We start from the raw sequence: 19,292 nt of genomic DNA, 5'->3' as shown, positions 1-19,292 counted from the left end.
CGGACCGCTCCGGATCTCTGCCCGGCGGGGCGTCATGGCGAAGGTACTATGTCTGTGGGCTTGCCCTGACTGGCGGCAAGCCTTTGGCCGGGTTACACTGTGGCATTGCTCAGTGCCGCCGCCTGCCTGACTGGACTTGCCTTATCCACGCTGCCCGAGTGCCGCCCTTGTCTTCCTTGTCCACTTCCTCGTCCTCTTCCAAGAAGCGCCGGATCCTGCTGATCGAGGATACGGTCCCGCTCGCCAAGCTCTACATCGAGTTCCTGCGCGCGGACGCGCATGAGGTCGTTCACTGCATCCGCGGGGGCGAAGCGCTGGACGCTGCGGCCTCCTCCCCGCCCGACGCAGTGATCCTGGACCTGAAGCTGCCGGACATGGACGGGCTGGAGGTGTTGCAGGCGCTGCATGCCCGCGACGCAAGCGTGTCGGTGGTCATCATCACCGCCCATGGCTCCATCGATCTGGCGGTGGAGGCGATGAAGCTCGGCGCCTTCGATTTCATCGTGAAGCCGTTCAACGCGGACCGGCTGAACCTGACCCTGCGCAACGCGCTGGAACGGCGGACCCTGGCCCGTATGGTGGAGGGATACCGCAAGGATCTGGACCGCGGGCGCTTCCATGGCTTCATCGGCAGCTCGCCCGAGATGCAGGCGGTCTACCGCACGATCGAGAGCGTGGCCGCCAGCCGGGCCAACGTCTTCATCACCGGCGAAAGCGGGACCGGCAAGGAGGTGGCGGCCCAGGCCATCCACCGCGCCAGCCCGCGTCGCGACGGCGCCTTCGTCGCGCTGAACTGTGCCGCGATCCCCAAGGACCTGCTGGAATCGGAGATCTTCGGCCATGTGAAGGGCGCCTTCACCGGAGCGGCGGGCGACCGGCCCGGTGCGGCGCTGCTGGCCGACGGCGGCACGCTGTTCCTGGACGAGATCTGCGAGATGCCGTTCGATCTGCAGAGCAAGCTTCTGCGCTTCGTCCAGACCGGCACGGTCAACCCCGTCGGCAGCGGCCGGGAGGAGCGGGTGGACGTGCGCTTCGTCGCCGCCACCAACCGCGATCCGCTGGCGGAGGTGCAGGCCGTCCGTTTCCGGGAGGATCTCTATTACCGCCTGCACGTCATCCCGCTGGCCCTGCCGCCGCTGCGCGACCGCGGCGACGACGTGATCGAGATCGCCCGCTCCTTCCTGTTCGACTATGCGCGGGAGGAGGGGAAGGCACTGGCGGCCTTCACGCCGGAGGTGGAGGCGAGGCTGCGCGCCCATGACTGGCCGGGCAACGTGCGGCAATTGCAGAACGTCATCCGCAATGTCGTGGTCCTGAACGACGGGCCGCAGGTCACCCTGGACATGCTGCCGCCGATGGGCGGCCCGGATGGCTCTGCTGCCTCCTGCGACTCCTGCGGTTCGCCGTCCGCCGATCTGCCGGAAGGGGACGATGCCGTGCAGCCGTTGTGGCAGGTCGAGAAGGAGATGATCCGGAAGGCGCTGCGGCTGACCGGCGACGATGTGCCACGCGCCGCCCTGATGCTGGAGATCAGCCCCTCCACCATCTACCGCAAGCTTCAGCAATGGCGCAGCGCCGGGGAGACGGCTGCGTGAGTGCGGATCCGGTCGAGGGGCCAGTGCCGGCCGCCCTGCCGCCCGATGAGAGCGGCCGGCTGGCGGTTCTGCACTCCTACTGCATCCTCGATACGGCACCCGAGCCGGGGTTCGACAACATCACCCGGCTGGCCCAACATTTCTTCCGGACCCGCATCGCGCTGGTGTCGCTGATCGACCGCGACCGCCAGTGGTTCAAGAGCCACGCCGGGCTGGAGGCGACGGAAACCCACCGCGACTTCGCCTTCTGCGCCCATGCCATTCTGGACGATGGCGTGCTGGTGGTTTCCGACGCGACCAAGGACCGGCGGTTCGCCGGAAATCCGCTGGTCACCGGCGAGCCGCACATCCGCTTTTATGCCGGTGCACCGCTGGTGGCGGACGGGCGGAAGCTGGGGACGTTGTGCGTCATCGACGATAGGCCCCGTGACGGTTTCGATGCCCGTGAGGCGGAGACGCTGGCCCAGCTCGCCCGGCTGGTGGTGGACGAGATGACGCTGCGCCGCGAGGTTGCCCGGCGCGAGCTGGCGGAAGCGGAACTGCGCGACCGGTCGCGCCTGCTAAATCTCGCCGAGGAGATTGGCCAGTTCGGCCACTGGTACGTCGACTTCGTCACCGATATCCGCCGCTGGTCCGACGAGGTCTACCGCATCCTGGGCCTGCCGCCGCAGCAGCAACAGCCGACCGTCGGGCTATCGCGCGCCTGTTATCACCCCGACGACCGCGAGCCCCTAACCGATCTGGTCGAGCGGGCACGGAAGACCGGCGAGGGGTTTTCAATCGAGGCACGCGTCATCCGGCCCGACGGGGCGCTGCGCCATGTTTTCATCCGCGGCATGGCCGAATGCGGCGACGACGGCCGGCCGGTCGGCCTGCTTGGCGTCGTCCAGGACATCACCGACGCCAAGCGGGAGGAGGCGGAGCTGCGGTCGAACCGCGAGCTTCTCGACCTGACCGTCCAGGCGACGCGGGACGGCATCTGGGACTGGAACCTGGAAGGCGGCGGGATCTGGTTCTCCCCCACCTGGAAGGAGCAACTCGGTTACCGTGACGGCGAGCTGGAGAACAGCCTGGACATGTGGGCCGGCCTGATCTTCGAAGAGGACCGGGTCGCCGCGCTGGAGATGGTCCGCGCCTACAATGCCGGGCTGATCCCGAAGTTCGAGGCGGTGCAGCGCTTCCGCCACAAGCGGGGCCACACTGTTTACATCCTCAGCCGCGCCATCCACATCCGCGACGCCGAGGGCCGCGTCGTGCGCATGGTCGGCGCCCATACCGACATCACGCGCGACAAGCTGACGGAAGAGGAGCTGAGGCTCGCCAAGCAGGCGCTGGACGATGCGATCGAGGCGGTGCCGGAAGGGCTGGCCTATTTCGATGCCCACGACCGGCTGATCCTGTGCAACGAGCGCTATCGCGAAGCCCATCCGCTGACGGCGCCGCTGATGATCCCCGGCCGCCCGTTCGAAGATATTCTGCGCGCCGCCGTGGTGAACGGCGAGTTCGCCGGCAATCCGGACGGGTCGAACGACGAAACCTGGATCCAGGCCGAACTGGCCCAGCACCGCAACCCCGGCGCGCCGTTCGAGCGGGAACTGCCCGACGGCCGCTGGATCGTGGTGGCGGAGAACCGGACCAGCAACGGCTCGCTGGTTTGCACCCGCACCGACATCACCGAACGCAAGCGCTTCGAGGCGGAGTTGCAGCGCCAAGCCGCCGACATGTGCGCGCTGGCCGAAGGGCTCGACGCCGCCCGCGAGGAGGCCGACGCCCTGCGCGCCCGTGCCGAGGCGGCGACCCAGGCGAAGTCGGAATTCCTGGCGGCGATGAGCCACGAGATCCGCACGCCGATGAACGGCATCCAGGGCATGACCGAGCTGCTGTTCGACACCCCGCTGTCCGACGAGCAGCGCCAGTTCGCCCAGGCCATCCGCAGCTCGTCCAATGCGCTGCTGACCATCATCAACGACATCCTCGACATCTCCAAGCTGGAGGCCGGCCGGGTCACCATCGAAACGCTGCCCTTCGACGCCGCCGATCTGGTGGAAGGGGTGGTGGAACTGCTGACGCCTCGCGCCCACGAGAAGGGGATCGAGATCGGCTTCTACATCGATCCACTGCTGCGCCGCACCCTGTTGGGCGATCCGACGCGCATCCGGCAGATCCTGGTCAATCTGGTCGGCAACGCGGTGAAGTTCACCGACCGGGGATCCGTCGCGGTGGAACTGGAGGTGCTGGACGCCACCGACGCCCATCTGGTGCTGCGCATCACCGTGACCGACACCGGGATCGGCATCCCCGCCGAAGCGATGCCGATCTTGTTCAACAAGTTCCAGCAGGTGGACGGCTCGATCACCCGCAAGTTCGGCGGAACCGGCCTGGGGCTGGCGATCTGCCGCCAGCTGTCGGAACTGATGGGCGGCAGCATCGCGGTGGAAAGCAGCCTGGGCATCGGCAGCCGTTTCCTGGTCGACCTGCCGCTGGCCCTGTCGGAAGAGGCTCTGCCGCCGGCCGAACAGCCGCTGGCCGGGCGCAGCGTGCTGGTGGTGGACGATCTGGCGGTGAATCGCCGGGTCCTGGCCTCGATGCTCGACAGTCTGGGTGCCCGCCCGACCTGTGTGGAGAGCGGGCTCGACGCGCTGGAGGCATTGCGGTGCGGTGCGGCCGGCGGCCGTCCCTTCGACGTGGTGCTGGCCGACCAGACCATGCCCGGCATGGGCGGCGATACGCTGCTGGCGACGGTCGCCGGCGATCCGGCGCTGATCGGGACGCGGCGCGTGCTGATCGTCACGCTGGGGCCGGCGGTGCGCGGCGAAAGCGGACCGGCGCCCGGTTTGGCCCATGCAACCCTGAACCGCCCGCTGCGCCAGAGTTCGGTGGCCGCATGCCTGACCGGGCTGTTCGCCGCTGCGGCCCCCGCCGCGTCTGCCGCTCCGCCGGCCGAAGCGAAGGTGGAGGACGTGCCCCGCCGCGGCCGCATCCTGCTGGCGGAGGACAACCGCACCAACCAGCTGTTCGCCACCACCCTGCTGCGCCGGCTGGGCTACACGGTGGAGGTGGCGGAGGATGGCGAGCAGGCGGTGGCGGCGGCCTGCCGCGGCGGCATCGATCTGGTGCTGATGGATGTCCAGATGCCGGGAATGGACGGGCTGGAGGCTGCCCAGGCGATCCGCGCGCGGGGCGGCGCGCTGGCTGCCCTGCCCATCATCGCCCTGACCGCCGATGCCATGCCCGGAACGCGCGAATTGTGTCTGCGTGCGGGGATGAGCGATTATCTGACCAAGCCGATCAGCCGCGCCGGCCTGCTGTCCGCGCTGGATCGCTGGATCGGCACGGCGGAACCGCCGGCCGCTGCGGCGGAGGCGGGCAAGGGGAGCGATCGGGGCAGCACCGCCGGGAACGATGATGGCAGCGGCGAGGACGGCGAGGCGCTGGACGAGGCGGTGCTGGACGATCTGGTGGAAACGGTGGGTGCCGACAGTCTGGCGCTGATCGTCGACAGCTTCCTTGAGGATGTCTCGCACCGGCTGGAGCGGCTGTCGGCGATGGATGATGCCATGCCGGCCGGCACCGTCGACCTGCGCGCGCTGGCCCAGGAGGCGCACGACCTGTCCAGTCTCGCCGGCAGCTTCGGTGGCATGGCGGTCATGCACATCGCCTGGCGCATGGAGGTTCTCTGCCGCAACGGCGACAGGGATCAGGCGGCCCGGCTTCTGCCGGTCCTGTTGCGCGAGGCCGCGCGGCTGGAGCGGAGCCTGCGCGAGCGCACCGGCGTGCCGCGGCCGGTGGTGTGAGGCCGGCGGGCTGAAGCCGGTGCGCCGCGGCTGTCCGGAACCGGCGTCAGCCGGTGCCGGGCTGGGTCGAGCCGTCGGTATCCTCGGCCCGCTCCCGCAGTTCCTTCGACGACAATCCAGCCGGGGTGGCGTCCTGCAACGTGCCGTCGCCCGGCGTCTTGGTCATGTCCTCGCGCGGGGAGCGCTCGCCGGCCGGGGTCTGGTCATGGGTGTCCGCGCCGGATTCCGCACCGGATTTCTTCGGCTGGGGCATTCCTTCGGAGGGGGTGCGCGTTTGAGGCGTGTCGGTCATGATGTCCTCTGCTATCTTCTGCCTCTGCAATCTTCTGGAGGAGTCAACGACCAGGATGGGTGCGTGTTCCGCATCCGGCCTATCCTTCGGAGGGTTGAAGGAAGACGTCTCCGTCCAAGGAGACCGGGAGAAGACGGCGCGGCGCCCCGCAGGGTGCCGAAGCGCGCAGTCCCAGTGCGTGCCAAAGTCGGGCCAACCACCAAGGTCCGGCAGCGGAGGCCGCGAGCCGCCGCCCAGCCGGCCAGCAAGGAGTGTGAAAAGGTCATGGAATCGAGCAAGCACACGCCGCATGGCGATGTGACCCAGGTCGGCACCGTCACGCTGACCGACGACGCCACCGGCAAGACTTTGAAGCTGCCGCTGCTCGGCGGGTCCACCGGTCCCAACGTGATCGACATTCGCAAACTCTACACCGAAACCGGCTATTTCACCTACGACCCCGGCTTCACCTCCACCGCCGCCTGCGATTCGGCCATCACCTACATCGATGGCGACGAGGGCGTCCTGCTGCACCGCGGCTATGCCATCGCCGACCTTGCCGAGAATTGCGATTTCCTTGAGGTCTGCCATCTGCTGCTGAACGGCGAACTGCCCAATCCGCAGCAGAAGGCCGATTTCGAGCGCACCATCACCTACCACACGATGGTGCACGAGCAGCTGGCCAAGTTCTACAGCGGCTTCCGCCGCGACGCCCACCCGATGGCGATCATGTGCGGCGTCGTCGGTGCCCTGTCGGCCTTCTATCACGACTCCACCGACATCTTCGATCCGGTGCAGCGCAAGATTGCGGCGCACCGCCTGATCGCCAAGATGCCGACCATGGCCGCCATGGCCCATAAATACACGGTCGGCGAGCCCTTCATGTATCCGCGCAACGACCTGTCCTACGCGGAAAACTTCCTCTACATGACGTTCGGCACGCCGTGCGAGGAATGGAAGGTCGATCCGGTCCTGTCGGAAGCGATGGACAAGATCTTCATCCTGCATGCCGACCACGAGCAGAACGCCTCGACCTCCACCGTCCGCCTGGCCGGCTCGTCGCACGCCAATCCGTTCGCCTGCATTGCGTCGGGCATCGCGGCCCTGTGGGGTCCGGCCCATGGCGGCGCGAACGAGGCCGTGCTGAAGATGCTGGAGGAGATCGGCTCGGTGGAGCGTATCCCCGAGTTCGTCCGCCGTGCCAAGGACAAGAACGACAGCTTCCGCCTGATGGGCTTCGGCCACCGCGTCTACAAGAACTACGATCCGCGCGCCAAGATCATGCGCGAGACCTGCTATCAGGTTCTCGACCGGCTGGGCATCCAGGACGAGCCGCATCTGGCCATCGCGATGGAGCTGGAGAGGATCGCCCTGTCGGACGAGTACTTCATCGAGAAGAAGCTCTATCCGAACGTCGATTTCTACTCGGGCATCATCCTGAAGGCGATGGGCTTCCCGACCAGCATGTTCACCGTGCTGTTCGCGCTGGCCCGCACCGTCGGCTGGATCAGCCAGTGGAAGGAGATGATCGAGGATCCGGCCCAGAAGATCGGCCGCCCCCGCCAGCTCTTCACCGGCCACGCCGCCCGTCCCTTCGTCCCGTTGGACAAGCGTTGACCCCACACCATCGGCCGCCCCCTCTTCGAAAGGAGAGGGGCGTACCGTGACCCAATCTCTCCAACTGGGCCTGTCGGTCGCCATCGTGGCGGTGACCGGCGGGACGCCGCGCGTCGTGACGGTGCGCAGCGGCTTTGCCGTGCCGGATAACCACCGGCGTGGTGACGAGCCGTTGCCGCATCGCGACGCGCTGCCCGGCGCACCCTTCGAACCCGACCGCTTCCGCACCCTGCAGGACGGCGTCCGCGCGGTGGCGGAGGGGTTGTCGGGCCTGGCGCTCCGCTATGTCGAGCAGCTCTACACCTTCGGCGACCGGTACCGCGACCCGCACGAGCTGTTCGGCGGTCCGCGCTCGGTCGTGGTCGGGTATCTGGCGCTGGTCCGGGACGGCCCCCTGGGCGGCGGCGGCTCGGCCGAATGGCGCGACCTCTACGACCATTTCCCGTGGGAGGACTGGCGCGACCAGCGCCCGCCGCTGCTGGACGGCGTGATCGCCCCGGCGCTCGGCGGCTGGATCGCCTCGGCGCCCGACGAGGAGACCCGGCTGCGCCGGGCCGAACGCGCCCAGATGGCCTTCGGCCTGGACGGTGCCGATTGGGACATGGAACGCGTGCTGGAGCGGTTCGAACTGCTTTACGAGGCCGGGCTGGTGGTGGAGTCCTTCCGCGACCGCGATCTCGCCGCCCGGGTCGAACCGTCGGTGTTGGCCGGCGGGCCGATGCCGCGCGCGCTCGGCCGGCCGATGGCGCGCGACGGCCGGCGCATCCTGGCAACCGCGCTGGAACGGCTGCGCGGCAAGCTGCGCTACCGCCCCATCGTGTTCGAACTGCTGCCGCCGACCTTCACCCTGCATCAGCTCCAACTGGTGGTGGAGGCGCTGTCCGGCGAACGGGTCCACAAGCAGAATTTCCGCCGCCTGATGATCACCGGTGGCTTCGTCGAACCCACCGGCCAATATGAAAGCCAGACCGGGGGCAGGCCGGCCGAGTTGTACCGCTTCCGCCGTCAGGCCATCCACGAACGCACCAGCGCCGGTGCCATTCCGTCCGCGGACGGATAAGGGGAAAATCCATCGGAAACGTCGACGCGCGGCATTGGGCGCAGTTGTCAACGGGCGGCTGCAAGGGGATACTGGTGGAACCGTTTTAAACCCGGACTATCCTTGTCCGGAAATTCCATTCTCGGAAAATCAATGTCGCACCGCATCCTGATTGCAGACGACCACCCGCTGATGCGTACCGCTTTGACCCAGACCATCGGTCAGGCGATTCCCGGCGCCGTGATTCTGGAAGCGTCGCGGTTCGAACAGATCAAGCCGCTGCTGGACACCGGGGAGCCGCCGGACATCATCCTGCTGGATCTGCACATGCCCGGCATGAGCGGCCTGATCGGCCTGATGATGCTGCGGTCCGAACATCCGGCGATCCCGGTGATCGTGGTGTCGGCATCGGAGGATCCGGTGACGATTCAACGCTCCATCGATTATGGCGCCTCCGGCTTCGTGCCCAAGTCGGCGCCGAACACCCAGATCGTCGAGGCGATCCACGCCGTGCTGGACGGCGAGCTGTGGCTGCCGGAGATCAACGGCGGCCCCGAAACCGAAGCCCCCGACCCGGCGCAGCGCGCTGCTACCCTGACGCCCCAGCAGCTCCGCGTCCTTGCCGGCATCGCCGAGGGCAAGCTGAACAAACAGATCGCCTATGAGATGAACGTCGCCGAAACGACGGTGAAGGCGCACGTCACCACGATCCTGCGCAAGCTGGGCGTGCTGACCCGCACCCAGGCCGCCGTGCTGGCGAGCCAATTGGCGCTGTCCGCCGTACCGCCGCCACCGGTGGAGTAGAGGCGGGCGCACCGGATCGTTGCCGGCACGCCCGCTGCCCTGGCTTCAATCGCGGGACTTCAATCCCTGGGCATCAAACCCGGCGGGCGCCGGTGTGGATCATGGTGCCGACATGCTCGCCGCGCAGCGCGGCGGTCAGCCGTCCCGGAACCAATCCGTTCACCAGCTGGACGCGGGTGATGTGGCGGGCGTTCGCCAGCACCTCGACGAATGCCCGGTCCACCGGCAGGGGACCGTCGTGGGCAGCCAGATCGGCGGCCGTGATCTCCGGCAACAGACGGGCCGTGGCACCGTCCGAACCTTTGGGATCGGTGCTGTATATGCCGTCCACATCCTCGACGATGGTCAGGCTGGCGGCCCCCAGCGCGTCGGCCAGCAGGAAGGCCCCGGTGTCGGCCCGGTGGGACGGAATGCGCGAGGTCGGGAATTCGTGATGGTGGTAGGGCGGGAAGGCGCTGCCCACCACCGCGCGGGCGGCCGACAGATGGACGGCCAGCTGGCTGGCGATGGTCGGATGCTCCACATAGGAGACGCCGTCCGGTGCCAGCAGCGAGGCCAGGATATGGCCGTTCTGTCCGGCCTCGCTCGCCGCCAGCGGCGCCAGCGAGCCGACCGGCAGGCCGAGATCGAGCCCGACGCTGTAGAGATGGCGGGCGCGGATGCCGGCACCGGTCAGGATCAGCAGACGGTATTCCGGCAGGATGCGGCGGATTTCCTCGACGACCGGCAGGATCGCGTCGCGGCCTCGATCCATGATCGACCGGCCGCCGATCTTCACCACATGCAGCCAGGGCAGCAGCGCGATCGGCCGGCCGCCGGCGACCGGACGGGTCAGGTCGTCGTTGAGAAGGGTCTGCCGCGCGAGCGGCGAGGCCACATGCTTGATGGTGTTGATGGTCTCGGACATGTCCCGGCTCCTCAGCTCGCGGTGATGATGGTGCCGACATGCTCGCCGGCGAGTGCGCGGGTCAGGTTGCCGGGGACCAGACCATTGGCGATCTGCACCTCGCGGACATGGCGCGCGGCCTTCAGCAGGTCGAGCACCGGGAATTCCAGGATCGAGTCCTGAAGCCCCTTCGCCTTCATTTCGTCGACCGAAATCTTGGGAATGAAGGTCGCATCCTTGGACGTCTTCGGGTTGGCGGTGTAGAGCCCGTTCTCGTCCTTCACATAGATCATCCGCTTGCAGCCGAACTGTTCGGCGACCAGGAAGCAGCCGGCGTCGGTGCGGTAGGGCGGGATGACGCCATTGGCCGGCGGGCGCATCCACAGCGTGTAGGGCGGCATGCCGCTGAACACCACCGCGTTCACCTCCGCCAGATAGAGCGGGACCACGGACAGGCCGGCGCCGTCCACGGCGGAGACGCCGTGCTTGGCAAGGAGCTGCCCCAGCATGGCGGCATTCTGGTCGGCGACCGAGGCGCCGAGCTGCGACAGCACGCCCGCCGGCAGGCCGAGGCCGGCGGCGATGGAATAGAGATGCCGGGCGCGGGTGCCGGCGCCGGTGCCGATCAGCAGCTTGTGGGCCTTGCGCGCCGCCGCGATCTCGTCCACCAGCGGGTAGACCGCCGACCGGCCGCGGTCGATGACGCTCTGTCCACCGATCTTGATCACCGTGGCATCGGGGAGGATGCGGAAGTCCGCCGCCGTTTCCGCCATAGCCTGAAGCTCGGCATCGGTCAGCGGACGCTGCATCAGCAGCGCCTCAAGTTCCGCAGTCGAATGTGCCGTGGAATTTGCCGCCGTGGGATTCACCATGGTAGGGCAATCCTTTCGTTCCGTCATTGCACGTCAATACCTGCCGGCGGCACCGCTGCTGCATCCTTTGTGGAACCCATCCTCCCGACGGTTCCGGACGAAGCCGCAAGGCGCCTCCCCAGTATTCGCATCCTGCCTGACGGAGCCTGTTCGGATCGTGGAGTCCGTTGACCGGAAGCTCCAAGGCTGGCCGTGACGGTCGATGCCCCGGAACCGTATGGCTCCGCGTCTCAACCGTCAATAACATCAATTTCTTTATGGTTTAATTTCGGTGCGGTTAACCTGCCACCCGCTGCCTTTCCGCGAGCAGCTGACCCAGCAACGCCCGCAGTGCGCCCGGACGCACCGGCTTGTACAGCAGCCGGCAGCCGGCCGCCTCGATGTCCTCGCGCACGGCGGCATCGCGGTCGGCGGTGACGACGGCGGCGGGGATGTCGCTGCCCAGCGAGGCGCGCAGGGTGGCCAAAGCCTCCACGCCGGTCAGGCTGCGGTCGAGGTGGTAGTCGGTCAGGATCACGTCCGGCGTCCGCCCCTCCAGCTTCGCCAGTGCAAGGTCGGGGGCGACGGCGGTGACGACGCGGCAGGACCAGCTGGACAGCAGATCCTCGGTGGCGCGGGCGATGGCCGGCTCGTTCTCCAGGCAAAGGACCAGCACGCCGCGCAGGTCGCGGCCGCGCGGGCGGACCACGACGGCACGGGCGGCAACCGGCTCGTCGGTCAGCGGCACCAGCACGGAGAAGGCGCTGCCCCGCCCGACCTTGGAGCGCACCTGCACCGTGTGGCCGAGGATGCCGGCCAGACGCTCGACGATGGCGAGACCCAGCCCCAGCCCCTTGCCGCGGTCGCCCCGATCGTCGCCGTCATTGTCGAGCTGGCGGAACTCCATGAAGATTTCCGGCACCTTGTGTTCGGGGATGCCGGGCCCGGTGTCCCACACCTCGATGGACAGGAAACTCCCCCGCCGCCGGCAGCCCAGCAGGATGCGGCCGGTGCGGGTGTAGCGCACCGCGTTGGCGAGATAGTTCTGGAGGATGCGCCGCAGCAGCGTCGGGTCACTGCGGACGATGGCGGAACAGTCGACCACCCGCAGCCCCAGCCCATGGCGGCTGGCCAGTACGGTGAATTCCTCACCCAACGGCTTCAGCAACTCCTCGATCCGCATCGGCACCGGGTTCGGCTTCACCACGCCGCTGTCGATCTTCGACACGTCCAGCAGATCGCCCAGGATCGTTTCCACCGACCGCAGCGAGGTGTCGATCTGGCGGATGGCGCTGTCGCCGTTGCGTTCGCCCAGAGCCGACAGGAACAGCCGGGCGGCGTGCAGCGGTTGCAGCAGGTCGTGGCTGGCAGCGGCCAGGAAGCGGGTCTTGCCGCGGTTGGCGCGCTCGGCCTCTGCCTTCGCTTCCGACAGGGCGTGGGTGCGCTCCTCGATGCGGCGTTCCAGCGTTTCGTTGGCCTCGCGCAGGGCGGCGGCGGCGCGGTGGCGTTCGGTGACGTCGGTGTAGACGGCGACGAAGCCGCCACCGCCGGGCCGTCCACCGGGCCTTTGACCCGGCATCGGGTTGGTGGCGATCTCCAGCACCGTGCCGTCGGGCCGCACCCGCTCATAGACGTCGGGCTTGTTGCGGCGGCGCGGGTCGGACCGGCGCTCCAGCAGGGTCTCGATCTCGCCGTTGCGGCCATACTCGCCGCGCCGGGCGATCAGCCCGACGATGTCCTGCAGCGAGGTGCCGACCTGGACGAAACCGTCCGGCAGTTCCAGCAGGACGACGAACTGGTTGTTCCAGGTAGCGACGCGCCAGTCCTCGTCGAACACGGCGATGCCCTGGGGCACATTCTCCACGGTGGCGCGCAGCAGTTCGTGCTGCTTCAAGATGGCGCGCGAGGCTTCGTCGATGATCGACCGCGCATCGGTGCGCGACAGCCGGCGGTCGGACAGCAGCCCGGCCACCACGACGCGGGCCGACGCCGAACCGACGGCGCCGGCGAGCAGACGCTCGGTCAGCTGGATCGCCTCGCCGTCGGTGCGCATCAGCAGCGCGGTGCGCAGGTCGCCGTCCGCCACGCCGGTGAAGCGGCGGAAGGCGGCATCGGCGCGCGACTGTCCGACATAGCGCATGGCCAGATCGTGCAGGTCGGCCAGCGTGGCGCCGCGCGGCCCGTGAGGCTCGCCATCGGAGGCGCGGCGCAGGCTCATGAAGCGGGCGGCCTGCTGGCGCTCCAGCGTCGACGGACGGGTCAGCAGCGAGACGACAACGAACAGCAGAATGTTCGGCCCCAGGCTCCACAGGGCGGCGTTGGTCAGCGGGTCGATGCCGGCGATGCCGGCGAGCGCCACCGGGCTGAGGCCGGTCAGGCCGAACGGCCCCTCGCGCAAGGCGCTGGAGGCCAGCCATCCGGCATCGGCGAAGGACGGCAGCAGCATGGTGTAGGCCCAGCCGACGAAGCCGGCGCAGATGCCGGCGAAGGCGCCGCTGCGGCTGGCGCGGCTCCAGATCAGTCCGCCCAGCAGGGCCGGGGCGAACTGCGCCACCGCGGTGAAGCTCATCATCCCGATGGTCGCCAGCGGAAAGGCCGGGCCGATCAGCCGGTAGCAGCCGTAGGACAGCAGAACCAGCACGATCACCGCCGACCGCCGCACCAGCAGCAGGATCCCCGCCGGATCGTCGCGCAGCCGCCGGTCGTCCGGGCGCAGCGCCATCAGCAGCGGGACGGCGACGTCGTTGCAGATCATGGTGCTGAGCGCCACCATCTCCACCAGGATCATGCTGGTAGCGGCCGACAGACCGCCGATGAAGGCGGCCAGCGCCAGCCACGGCCAGCCCTGACTCAAGGGGATCGACACCATGAAGGTGTCGGCGTTCGTGGTACCGTCCGGGAACAGCATCAGCCCGGCCAGAGCCACCGGCAGGACGAAGATGTTGATGGCGACCAGATAGGCCGGGAACAGCTTCGCCGACGACCGCACGTCGCCGCCATGGGTGTTCTCCACCACCGCGACGTGGAACTGTCGCGGCAGGCACAGGATCGCCAGCCCCGACAGCAGGCAGGCCACCCACCAGTCGGTGCCGATGCTGTCCATCCGGATCAGTTCCAGAAAACCCGGATGGCGGACGGCGGCATCGAAGAAGGTCGCCGGGTCGCCGAAGACGGAAAAGGCGATGGTCCCGCCCACGCCCAGCGCCGCGGCCAGCTTCACCACCGACTCCGCGGCGATGGCCATCATCAGGCCGCGGTGATGTTCGTTGGCCGACACGCTGCGCACGCCGAACAGGATGGCGAAGGCCGCCATCAGCAGCGCCGCCATCAGCGCCGTTCCGCCCGGCATCTGGCTGAGGTCGGTGCCCAGCGAGGCCCCTGCCAGGATTTCGAAGCTGACGCTGATCGCCTTCAATTGCAGGGCGATGTAGGGCAGCAGCCCGATCACCGCGGCGACGGTGACGAGTGCTGCCAGGCTGCGGCTCTTGCCGTAGCGCGCAGACAGGAAGTCGGAGATCGAGACGACGTTCTCCGACTTCGCCACCCGGACGATGCGGGCCAGCACCGGCCAGCCCAGCCCGATCATCAGGATCGGTCCGATATAGATGGGCAGGAAGTAGAAACCGCCGGTCGCCGCCCGCCCGACCGCGCCATAGAAGGTCCAGGAGGTGCAATAGACGCCGAAACTCAGCGCGTAGAGCCAGGGCGTGCGCCGGTCGCCGCCATGGGTGCCGGTCCGGTCGCCGTACCACGCGATGGCGAACAGCGACAACAGATAGGCCAGCGACGCGGCCAGGATGAACCAGCTTTCCATGGGGCTTTGCGCCTCCGGTTCTTTATTTTCACTCCCTGCGGGCAGCAGCCTATCACAAACCGGTCATTGTCGCCGCGCCTGCGATCCGCATCCGCTCGCGGTCTCCACTTTCGGCAGAGCGCAAAGGGATGCGCCCGGTTGTGTGGGGAGCAAAGGGGGCCGTCCTACCGCACGGCCAATCCCGTCGGGACACTTCCCATCCTTTGGTGTTCTTCCTGCAAGGCTGCAAAGCCTTTGGTCGAACACGAAAAGGTGAAGGAGAGTCCGAATGGTTTCGGTCAGCGCCGGTTCCCAGTCCAGCCTCAACACCGACGCGCTTGATGTGACGAACATCCAGGGCGGCACGATCACCGGTGCCACGCCCGACCAGCTCGTCATCACCTATCCCGGCAACCGGTTCACCGATTTGCGCGGCAATTTCACCTATGATCCGCTCACCAAGTCCCTGACCGGGGGCACCGTCACCAGCGTCACCAACGCGAGCAACGGCGTTCTCGACGTGGCGGTGTCGGATCTGAACCTGCCGGTGGCGACGGCTCTGAATTGGGCGAGCACCGGCACCAGCCCGGAGGCGATCCGCGCCGCCCTGCTGGGAGGCAATGACAGCCTGTCCGGGTCGGACCTCAACGACACGCTGCGCGGCTATGCCGGCGACGACACCATCAAGGGCGGCATGGGCGACGACCTGCTGGATGGCGGCAGCGGCGTCAATGTCATCGACGGCAGCGACGGCATCGACACGGTCGTCCGCCACGCCTCGCTGGCCGACAGCGGCGCCGTCAAATACAATGGCGAGATCTATGCGATCGACGCCAACGGCTACGACCGGCTGACCAACGTCGAGTTCATCCAGTACACCGACCAGACGGTGGCCGGCGCCTCGGCCCCGGTGTTCGACGGTCTGTCCTATCTCGCCGCCAATCCGGACCTTGCCGCCGCCTATGGGATGGACAGCGAGGCCGCTTTCGACCATTACCGCTCCTTCGGCTGGAGCGAGGGGCGGTCGCTGACCTTTAACGCCGCCGGCTATCTGGCCGACAATCCAGATCTGGCCGCGGCCTTCGGCACCAACACGGCCGACGCCACCCGCCATTACATCGAGACCGGCCGCAATGAGAACCGCCGGTTCGATTTCGATGCCGAAGCCTATCTGGCTGCCAATCCCGACCTGATCCAGGCCTTCGGCAACGACCCGACGGCGGCGGCGTTGCATTACGCCACCATCGGCCGGACCGAGGGGCGGAGCCTGGGCTTCGACGCGCAGGCCTATCTGGCGCGCTACCCGGATCTGCAGGCGGCCTTCGGCAGCGACCTTCAGGCGGCGACCGCCCACTATGTCGCCGAAGGCTATGAGGAGGGCCGCGTCGCCGCACCGCTCGCCCCCGCCACCGGCGCCGCCTTCGCCGTGGACGATGCCGCCCAGCGCAACGCGACGCTGACCATCGCCTGACGGCGAACGGGCGGAGGCTGAATGGAAAACGGGCGGAGGGTCATCCCCTCCGCCCGTTTTCCTTGTCAGACGTTCATGCGGCCGCGGTCAGTCGTGCTGGTAGATGTCCACGTCCTTGGTTTCGCGGACGAACAGCAGGCCAATCACCAGGGTTGCCGCGGCGATGATGATCGGGTACCAGAGGCCGGAGTAGATGTCGCCGGTGGCCGCCACGATGGCGAAGGAGGTTGTCGGCAGGAAGCCGCCGAACCAGCCGTTGCCGATGTGGTAGGGCAGCGACATCGAGGTGTAGCGGATGCGGGTCGGGAACATTTCCACCAGCATCGCGGCGATCGGCCCGTAGACCATCGTCACGTAGATGACCAGAACCGTCAGCAGGGCGATGACCATCACTGTGTCGATGCGGGCCGGATCGGCCTTGGCCGGGTAGTTTGCGGTCTTCAGCGCATCGCCCAGTCCCTTGTCGAAGGCGGCACCGGCCGCCTTCGCGTCGGTCGGGGTGGCGGCGGTGGCCGGGCCGTGGCTCAGCGACACGGTGGTGTTGGCCTGCGGCACAGCCGTATAGCTTGGGATGACCGTGCTGCCGACCTTGATCGACGCCACGGTTCCGGCGGGCGCCACTTCATTGGTGTAGGGGATGCCGCGCTTCACCAGGGCGCTCTTGGCGATGTCGCAGGAACTGGTGAACTGGCTGGTGCCGACCGGGTTGAACTGGAACGAGCACTCGTTGGGATCGGCGACGACGACGACCGGCGCGGTGGCGATCGCTTCCTCGAGCGCCGGGTTGGCGTAGTGGGTGATGCCCTTGAACAGCGGGAAGTAGGTCAGGCAGGCCAGCAGCAGCCCGGCCATGATGATCGGCTTGCGGCCGATCCGGTCGGCCAGCGTGCCGAAGATCACGAAGAAGGGAGTGCCGATCAGCAGGGCCGCCGCGATCATCAGGTTGGCCGCCTGGGCGTCGACCTTCAGCGTCTGGGTCAGGAAGAACAGGGCATAGAACTGGCCGGTGTACCAGACCACCGCCTGACCGGCGACGAGGCCGAACAAAGCGAGCAGGACGATCTTCAGGTTCTTCCATTCACCGAAGGATTCGGTCAGCGGCGCCTTCGAATGCTTGCCTTCGTCCTTCATCTTCTTGAAGGCGGGCGATTCGTTCAGCATCAGCCGGATCCACACCGAGATGCCGAGCAGAACGATGGAGATCAGGAACGGGATGCGCCAGCCCCAGGCATTGAAGTCCTCCGGAGACATGGCGACGCGGCAGCCCAGGATGACCAGAAGCGACAGGAACAGGCCGAGCGTCGCGGTTGTCTGGATCCAGGAGGTGTAGTTGCCGCGGCGGCCGTGCGGTGCATGTTCGGCGACATAGGTCGCGGCACCGCCATACTCGCCGCCCAGCGCCAGACCCTGCAACAGGCGCAGGCCGATCAGGATGATCGGGGCGGCGATGCCGATGGAGGCGTAGTTGGGCAGGATGCCGACGATGAAGGTCGACAGGCCCATGATCAGGATGGTGACCAGGAAGGTGTATTTGCGGCCGATCATGTCGCCGAGGCGGCCGAAGACCAGGGCGCCGAAGGGACGGACCGCGAAGCCGGCGGCGAAGGCCATCAGCGCGAAGATGAAGCCCGCGGTCGGGTTGACGCCGGAGAAGAACTGCGCGGCGATGACCGCGCTGAGTGATCCGTAAAGATAGAAATCATACCATTCGAAGACGGTCCCGAGCGAGGATGCGAAGATGACTTTCCTCTCCTCGCCCGTCATCGGTCGGACGGCGTCCGATGTCGAAGCCGCATAGGCCATGGTCTTCACCCTCCCAAGTGAATAGTCCACAACTTTGGTTGGTTTTTTGCGTGCGGTGCCTGCCGGTCACGTGATGTGATGACCGAGCCCACGCCTTGGTTATGTCACCGATAGTTGCGTGCACGAACAGTGTGCGTCACCCCCGACCATGGTCGGGGGTATCGAGAGCACGGTAATGGGTTACGCTATTCTTTTGGACAGATACCGGGCTTACTGGAACACGGGGGCATAGAGCAGGCCTCCTTGGGTCCAGGGCCGGTTCAGGCCGCGGTCGAGCTTGAAGGGCGACCGGTTCCCGAGATTGCGTTCGAAGATCTCGCCGTAATTGCCGACCTGCACCACCGCCTGATAGGCCCAGTCCGGCCGCAATCCCGCTTTCGCCGCCACCTCCGGCATGCCGGACAGCAGGCGGCGCATTTCGCTGTTGCCGGTGATGCGCTGGAAATTGGCGTTGGCGCCGGACACCCCGGCATCGTCGGTCAGGAACAGGGCGAACATGGTCCAGCGCACCGCCGCCATCCAGTTGCGGTCGCTGTTCGGCGTCAGCGGGGCCAGCGGCTCGCGCGAGGCCAGGGACGATGGGATGTCGGCGATCTCCACCGCGTCCTGCGGTGTCTCCAGCATGTGCAGCGCCGTGGTCAGCAGCGCGCGGTCGGCGCTGATCGCCGCGCAGTCGCGGCTGAGAAAGGCTTCCAGCGTATCGGGCCAGCCGGGGAAGCTGCGCAGCTTCCAGGGCCGCTTCCCGCCGCCGATCAGCGTTTCCAGCTCGGCCTGGGTGGTGGTTCCGGCCGGCACACAGACCGTGAGGTCGCCATCCAGCGCCGAATGGCCGTCGGGCAGCCGCCATGCGGCAAGCCCCTGCACGTCGTAGAAGATCGGCGGCCCGAAATCGACGGCATAGGTGGCGTCGCGCGTCAGTGTCCAGGATGTCTGGGCGAAGGAGACGTCGACCTCGCCGGTGGCGACGGCGGCGAACTCCTGCGGCTTGGACAGACGACGGATTTCGATGGCGTCGGCCTTGCCCAAAACCGTAGCGGCCAGCGCCCGGCACAGGTCGACCATGAAGCCGACCGGCCGCCCGCCATCGTCGTTGGCGGCGAAGCCGGGATTGAAGGACACCCCGCAGCGCACGACTCCGCGCCGTTCGATCTCCGCAAGGACCGGGCGGTCGCCGTTGCGTGCGGCGGCCGGCTGTGCCGCGACGGTTCCGGCGGACAGCAACGGTTGCAGCGCCAGCAGCAGGCCGACTGTGGCGGCAACAGGCTTCGACCCCATCCTTCTCCCCTTATCCGACGGCCGCGCTATGATACGCTGCCGGCGCGGCCACGCAAACGATGCGCAGCCGAGGGAAGCGGGAACGGGAATGGC

12 protein-coding genes are annotated in these 19,292 nt (G+C 67.7%); 6 read left to right on the top strand and 6 right to left on the bottom strand.

What is annotated here, in order from left to right; genetic code table 11:
- The first annotated feature begins 176 nt into the window (after positions 1-176).
- The gene (locus ABNQ38_RS13470) at positions 177-1,595 is read left to right on the top strand and encodes a sigma-54-dependent transcriptional regulator (protein ID WP_377807838.1); all 1,419 of its coding nucleotides are present in this window, start codon (positions 177-179) and stop codon (positions 1,593-1,595) included.
- The gene (locus ABNQ38_RS13465; protein ID WP_377807469.1) at positions 1,592-5,389 is read left to right on the top strand and encodes a response regulator; all 3,798 of its coding nucleotides are present in this window, start codon (positions 1,592-1,594) and stop codon (positions 5,387-5,389) included. Before ABNQ38_RS13470 ends, ABNQ38_RS13465 begins: the two co-directional genes overlap by 4 nt.
- A gap of 46 nt (positions 5,390-5,435) precedes the next feature.
- Here the strand turns inward: ABNQ38_RS13465 and ABNQ38_RS13460 are convergent, their stop codons facing one another.
- Positions 5,436-5,681: a hypothetical protein gene (locus ABNQ38_RS13460; protein WP_377807468.1), complete on the bottom strand. Its 246-nt coding sequence runs from the start codon at positions 5,679-5,681 to the stop codon at positions 5,436-5,438.
- Between the two features lie 264 nt (positions 5,682-5,945).
- On the opposite strand from ABNQ38_RS13460, the gene gltA reads away from it, so the two are divergent.
- The 3 genes from gltA (at position 5,946) to ABNQ38_RS13445 (ending at position 9,120) form a co-directional block, all read left to right on the top strand.
- Positions 5,946-7,277 carry a citrate synthase gene (gene gltA, locus ABNQ38_RS13455; protein WP_377807467.1) on the top strand — a complete coding sequence of 444 codons (1,332 nt, stop codon included), beginning with the start codon at positions 5,946-5,948 and terminating at the stop codon, positions 7,275-7,277.
- Between the two features lie 46 nt (positions 7,278-7,323).
- Complete coding sequence (locus ABNQ38_RS13450) at positions 7,324-8,337, top strand: hypothetical protein (RefSeq protein WP_377807466.1); 1,014 nt, start codon at positions 7,324-7,326, stop codon at positions 8,335-8,337.
- Positions 8,338-8,469: 132 nt separating this feature from the next.
- Entirely contained in the window at positions 8,470-9,120 is a 651-nt protein-coding gene (locus ABNQ38_RS13445; protein ID WP_377807465.1) for a response regulator, read from the top strand.
- Between the two features lie 73 nt (positions 9,121-9,193).
- Here the strand turns inward: ABNQ38_RS13445 and ABNQ38_RS13440 are convergent, their stop codons facing one another.
- The 3 genes from ABNQ38_RS13440 to ABNQ38_RS13430 all read right to left on the bottom strand — a co-directional run bounded on the left by ABNQ38_RS13440 (position 9,194) and on the right by ABNQ38_RS13430 (position 14,671).
- A complete protein-coding gene (locus ABNQ38_RS13440) occupies positions 9,194-10,027 on the bottom strand; it encodes a molybdenum storage protein subunit alpha (RefSeq protein ID WP_377807464.1) in 834 nt (277 codons plus the stop codon).
- An 11-nt stretch (positions 10,028-10,038) separates the two neighbouring features.
- Positions 10,039-10,878, bottom strand: coding sequence for a uridine kinase (locus ABNQ38_RS13435; protein ID WP_377807463.1), 840 nt, complete (start codon positions 10,876-10,878; stop codon positions 10,039-10,041).
- Between the two features lie 277 nt (positions 10,879-11,155).
- Positions 11,156-14,671 (bottom strand): NahK/ErcS family hybrid sensor histidine kinase/response regulator, encoded by a 3,516-nt coding sequence (locus tag ABNQ38_RS13430; protein ID WP_377807462.1) that lies wholly within the window; start codon positions 14,669-14,671, stop codon positions 11,156-11,158.
- A 268-nt stretch (positions 14,672-14,939) separates the two neighbouring features.
- Between ABNQ38_RS13430 and ABNQ38_RS13425 the strand changes: the two genes are divergently transcribed.
- A complete protein-coding gene (locus ABNQ38_RS13425; protein ID WP_377807461.1) occupies positions 14,940-16,121 on the top strand; it encodes a hypothetical protein in 1,182 nt (393 codons plus the stop codon).
- A gap of 87 nt (positions 16,122-16,208) precedes the next feature.
- On the opposite strand, the gene ABNQ38_RS13420 is transcribed toward ABNQ38_RS13425, so the two are convergent.
- Together ABNQ38_RS13420 and ABNQ38_RS13415 are read right to left on the bottom strand one after the other, a co-directional pair.
- The gene (locus ABNQ38_RS13420; protein WP_377807459.1) at positions 16,209-17,924 is read right to left on the bottom strand and encodes an MFS transporter; all 1,716 of its coding nucleotides are present in this window, start codon (positions 17,922-17,924) and stop codon (positions 16,209-16,211) included.
- Between the two features lie 210 nt (positions 17,925-18,134).
- Entirely contained in the window at positions 18,135-19,199 is a 1,065-nt protein-coding gene (locus ABNQ38_RS13415; RefSeq protein ID WP_377807458.1) for a transporter substrate-binding domain-containing protein, read from the bottom strand.
- Between the last annotated feature and the right edge of the window lie 93 nt (positions 19,200-19,292).

Source organism: Azospirillum sp. A29 (assembly GCF_042604625.1).
Taxonomy (GTDB): domain Bacteria; phylum Pseudomonadota; class Alphaproteobacteria; order Azospirillales; family Azospirillaceae; genus Azospirillum; species Azospirillum palustre.
This window is presented reverse-complemented; position numbering and strand designations above follow the sequence as displayed.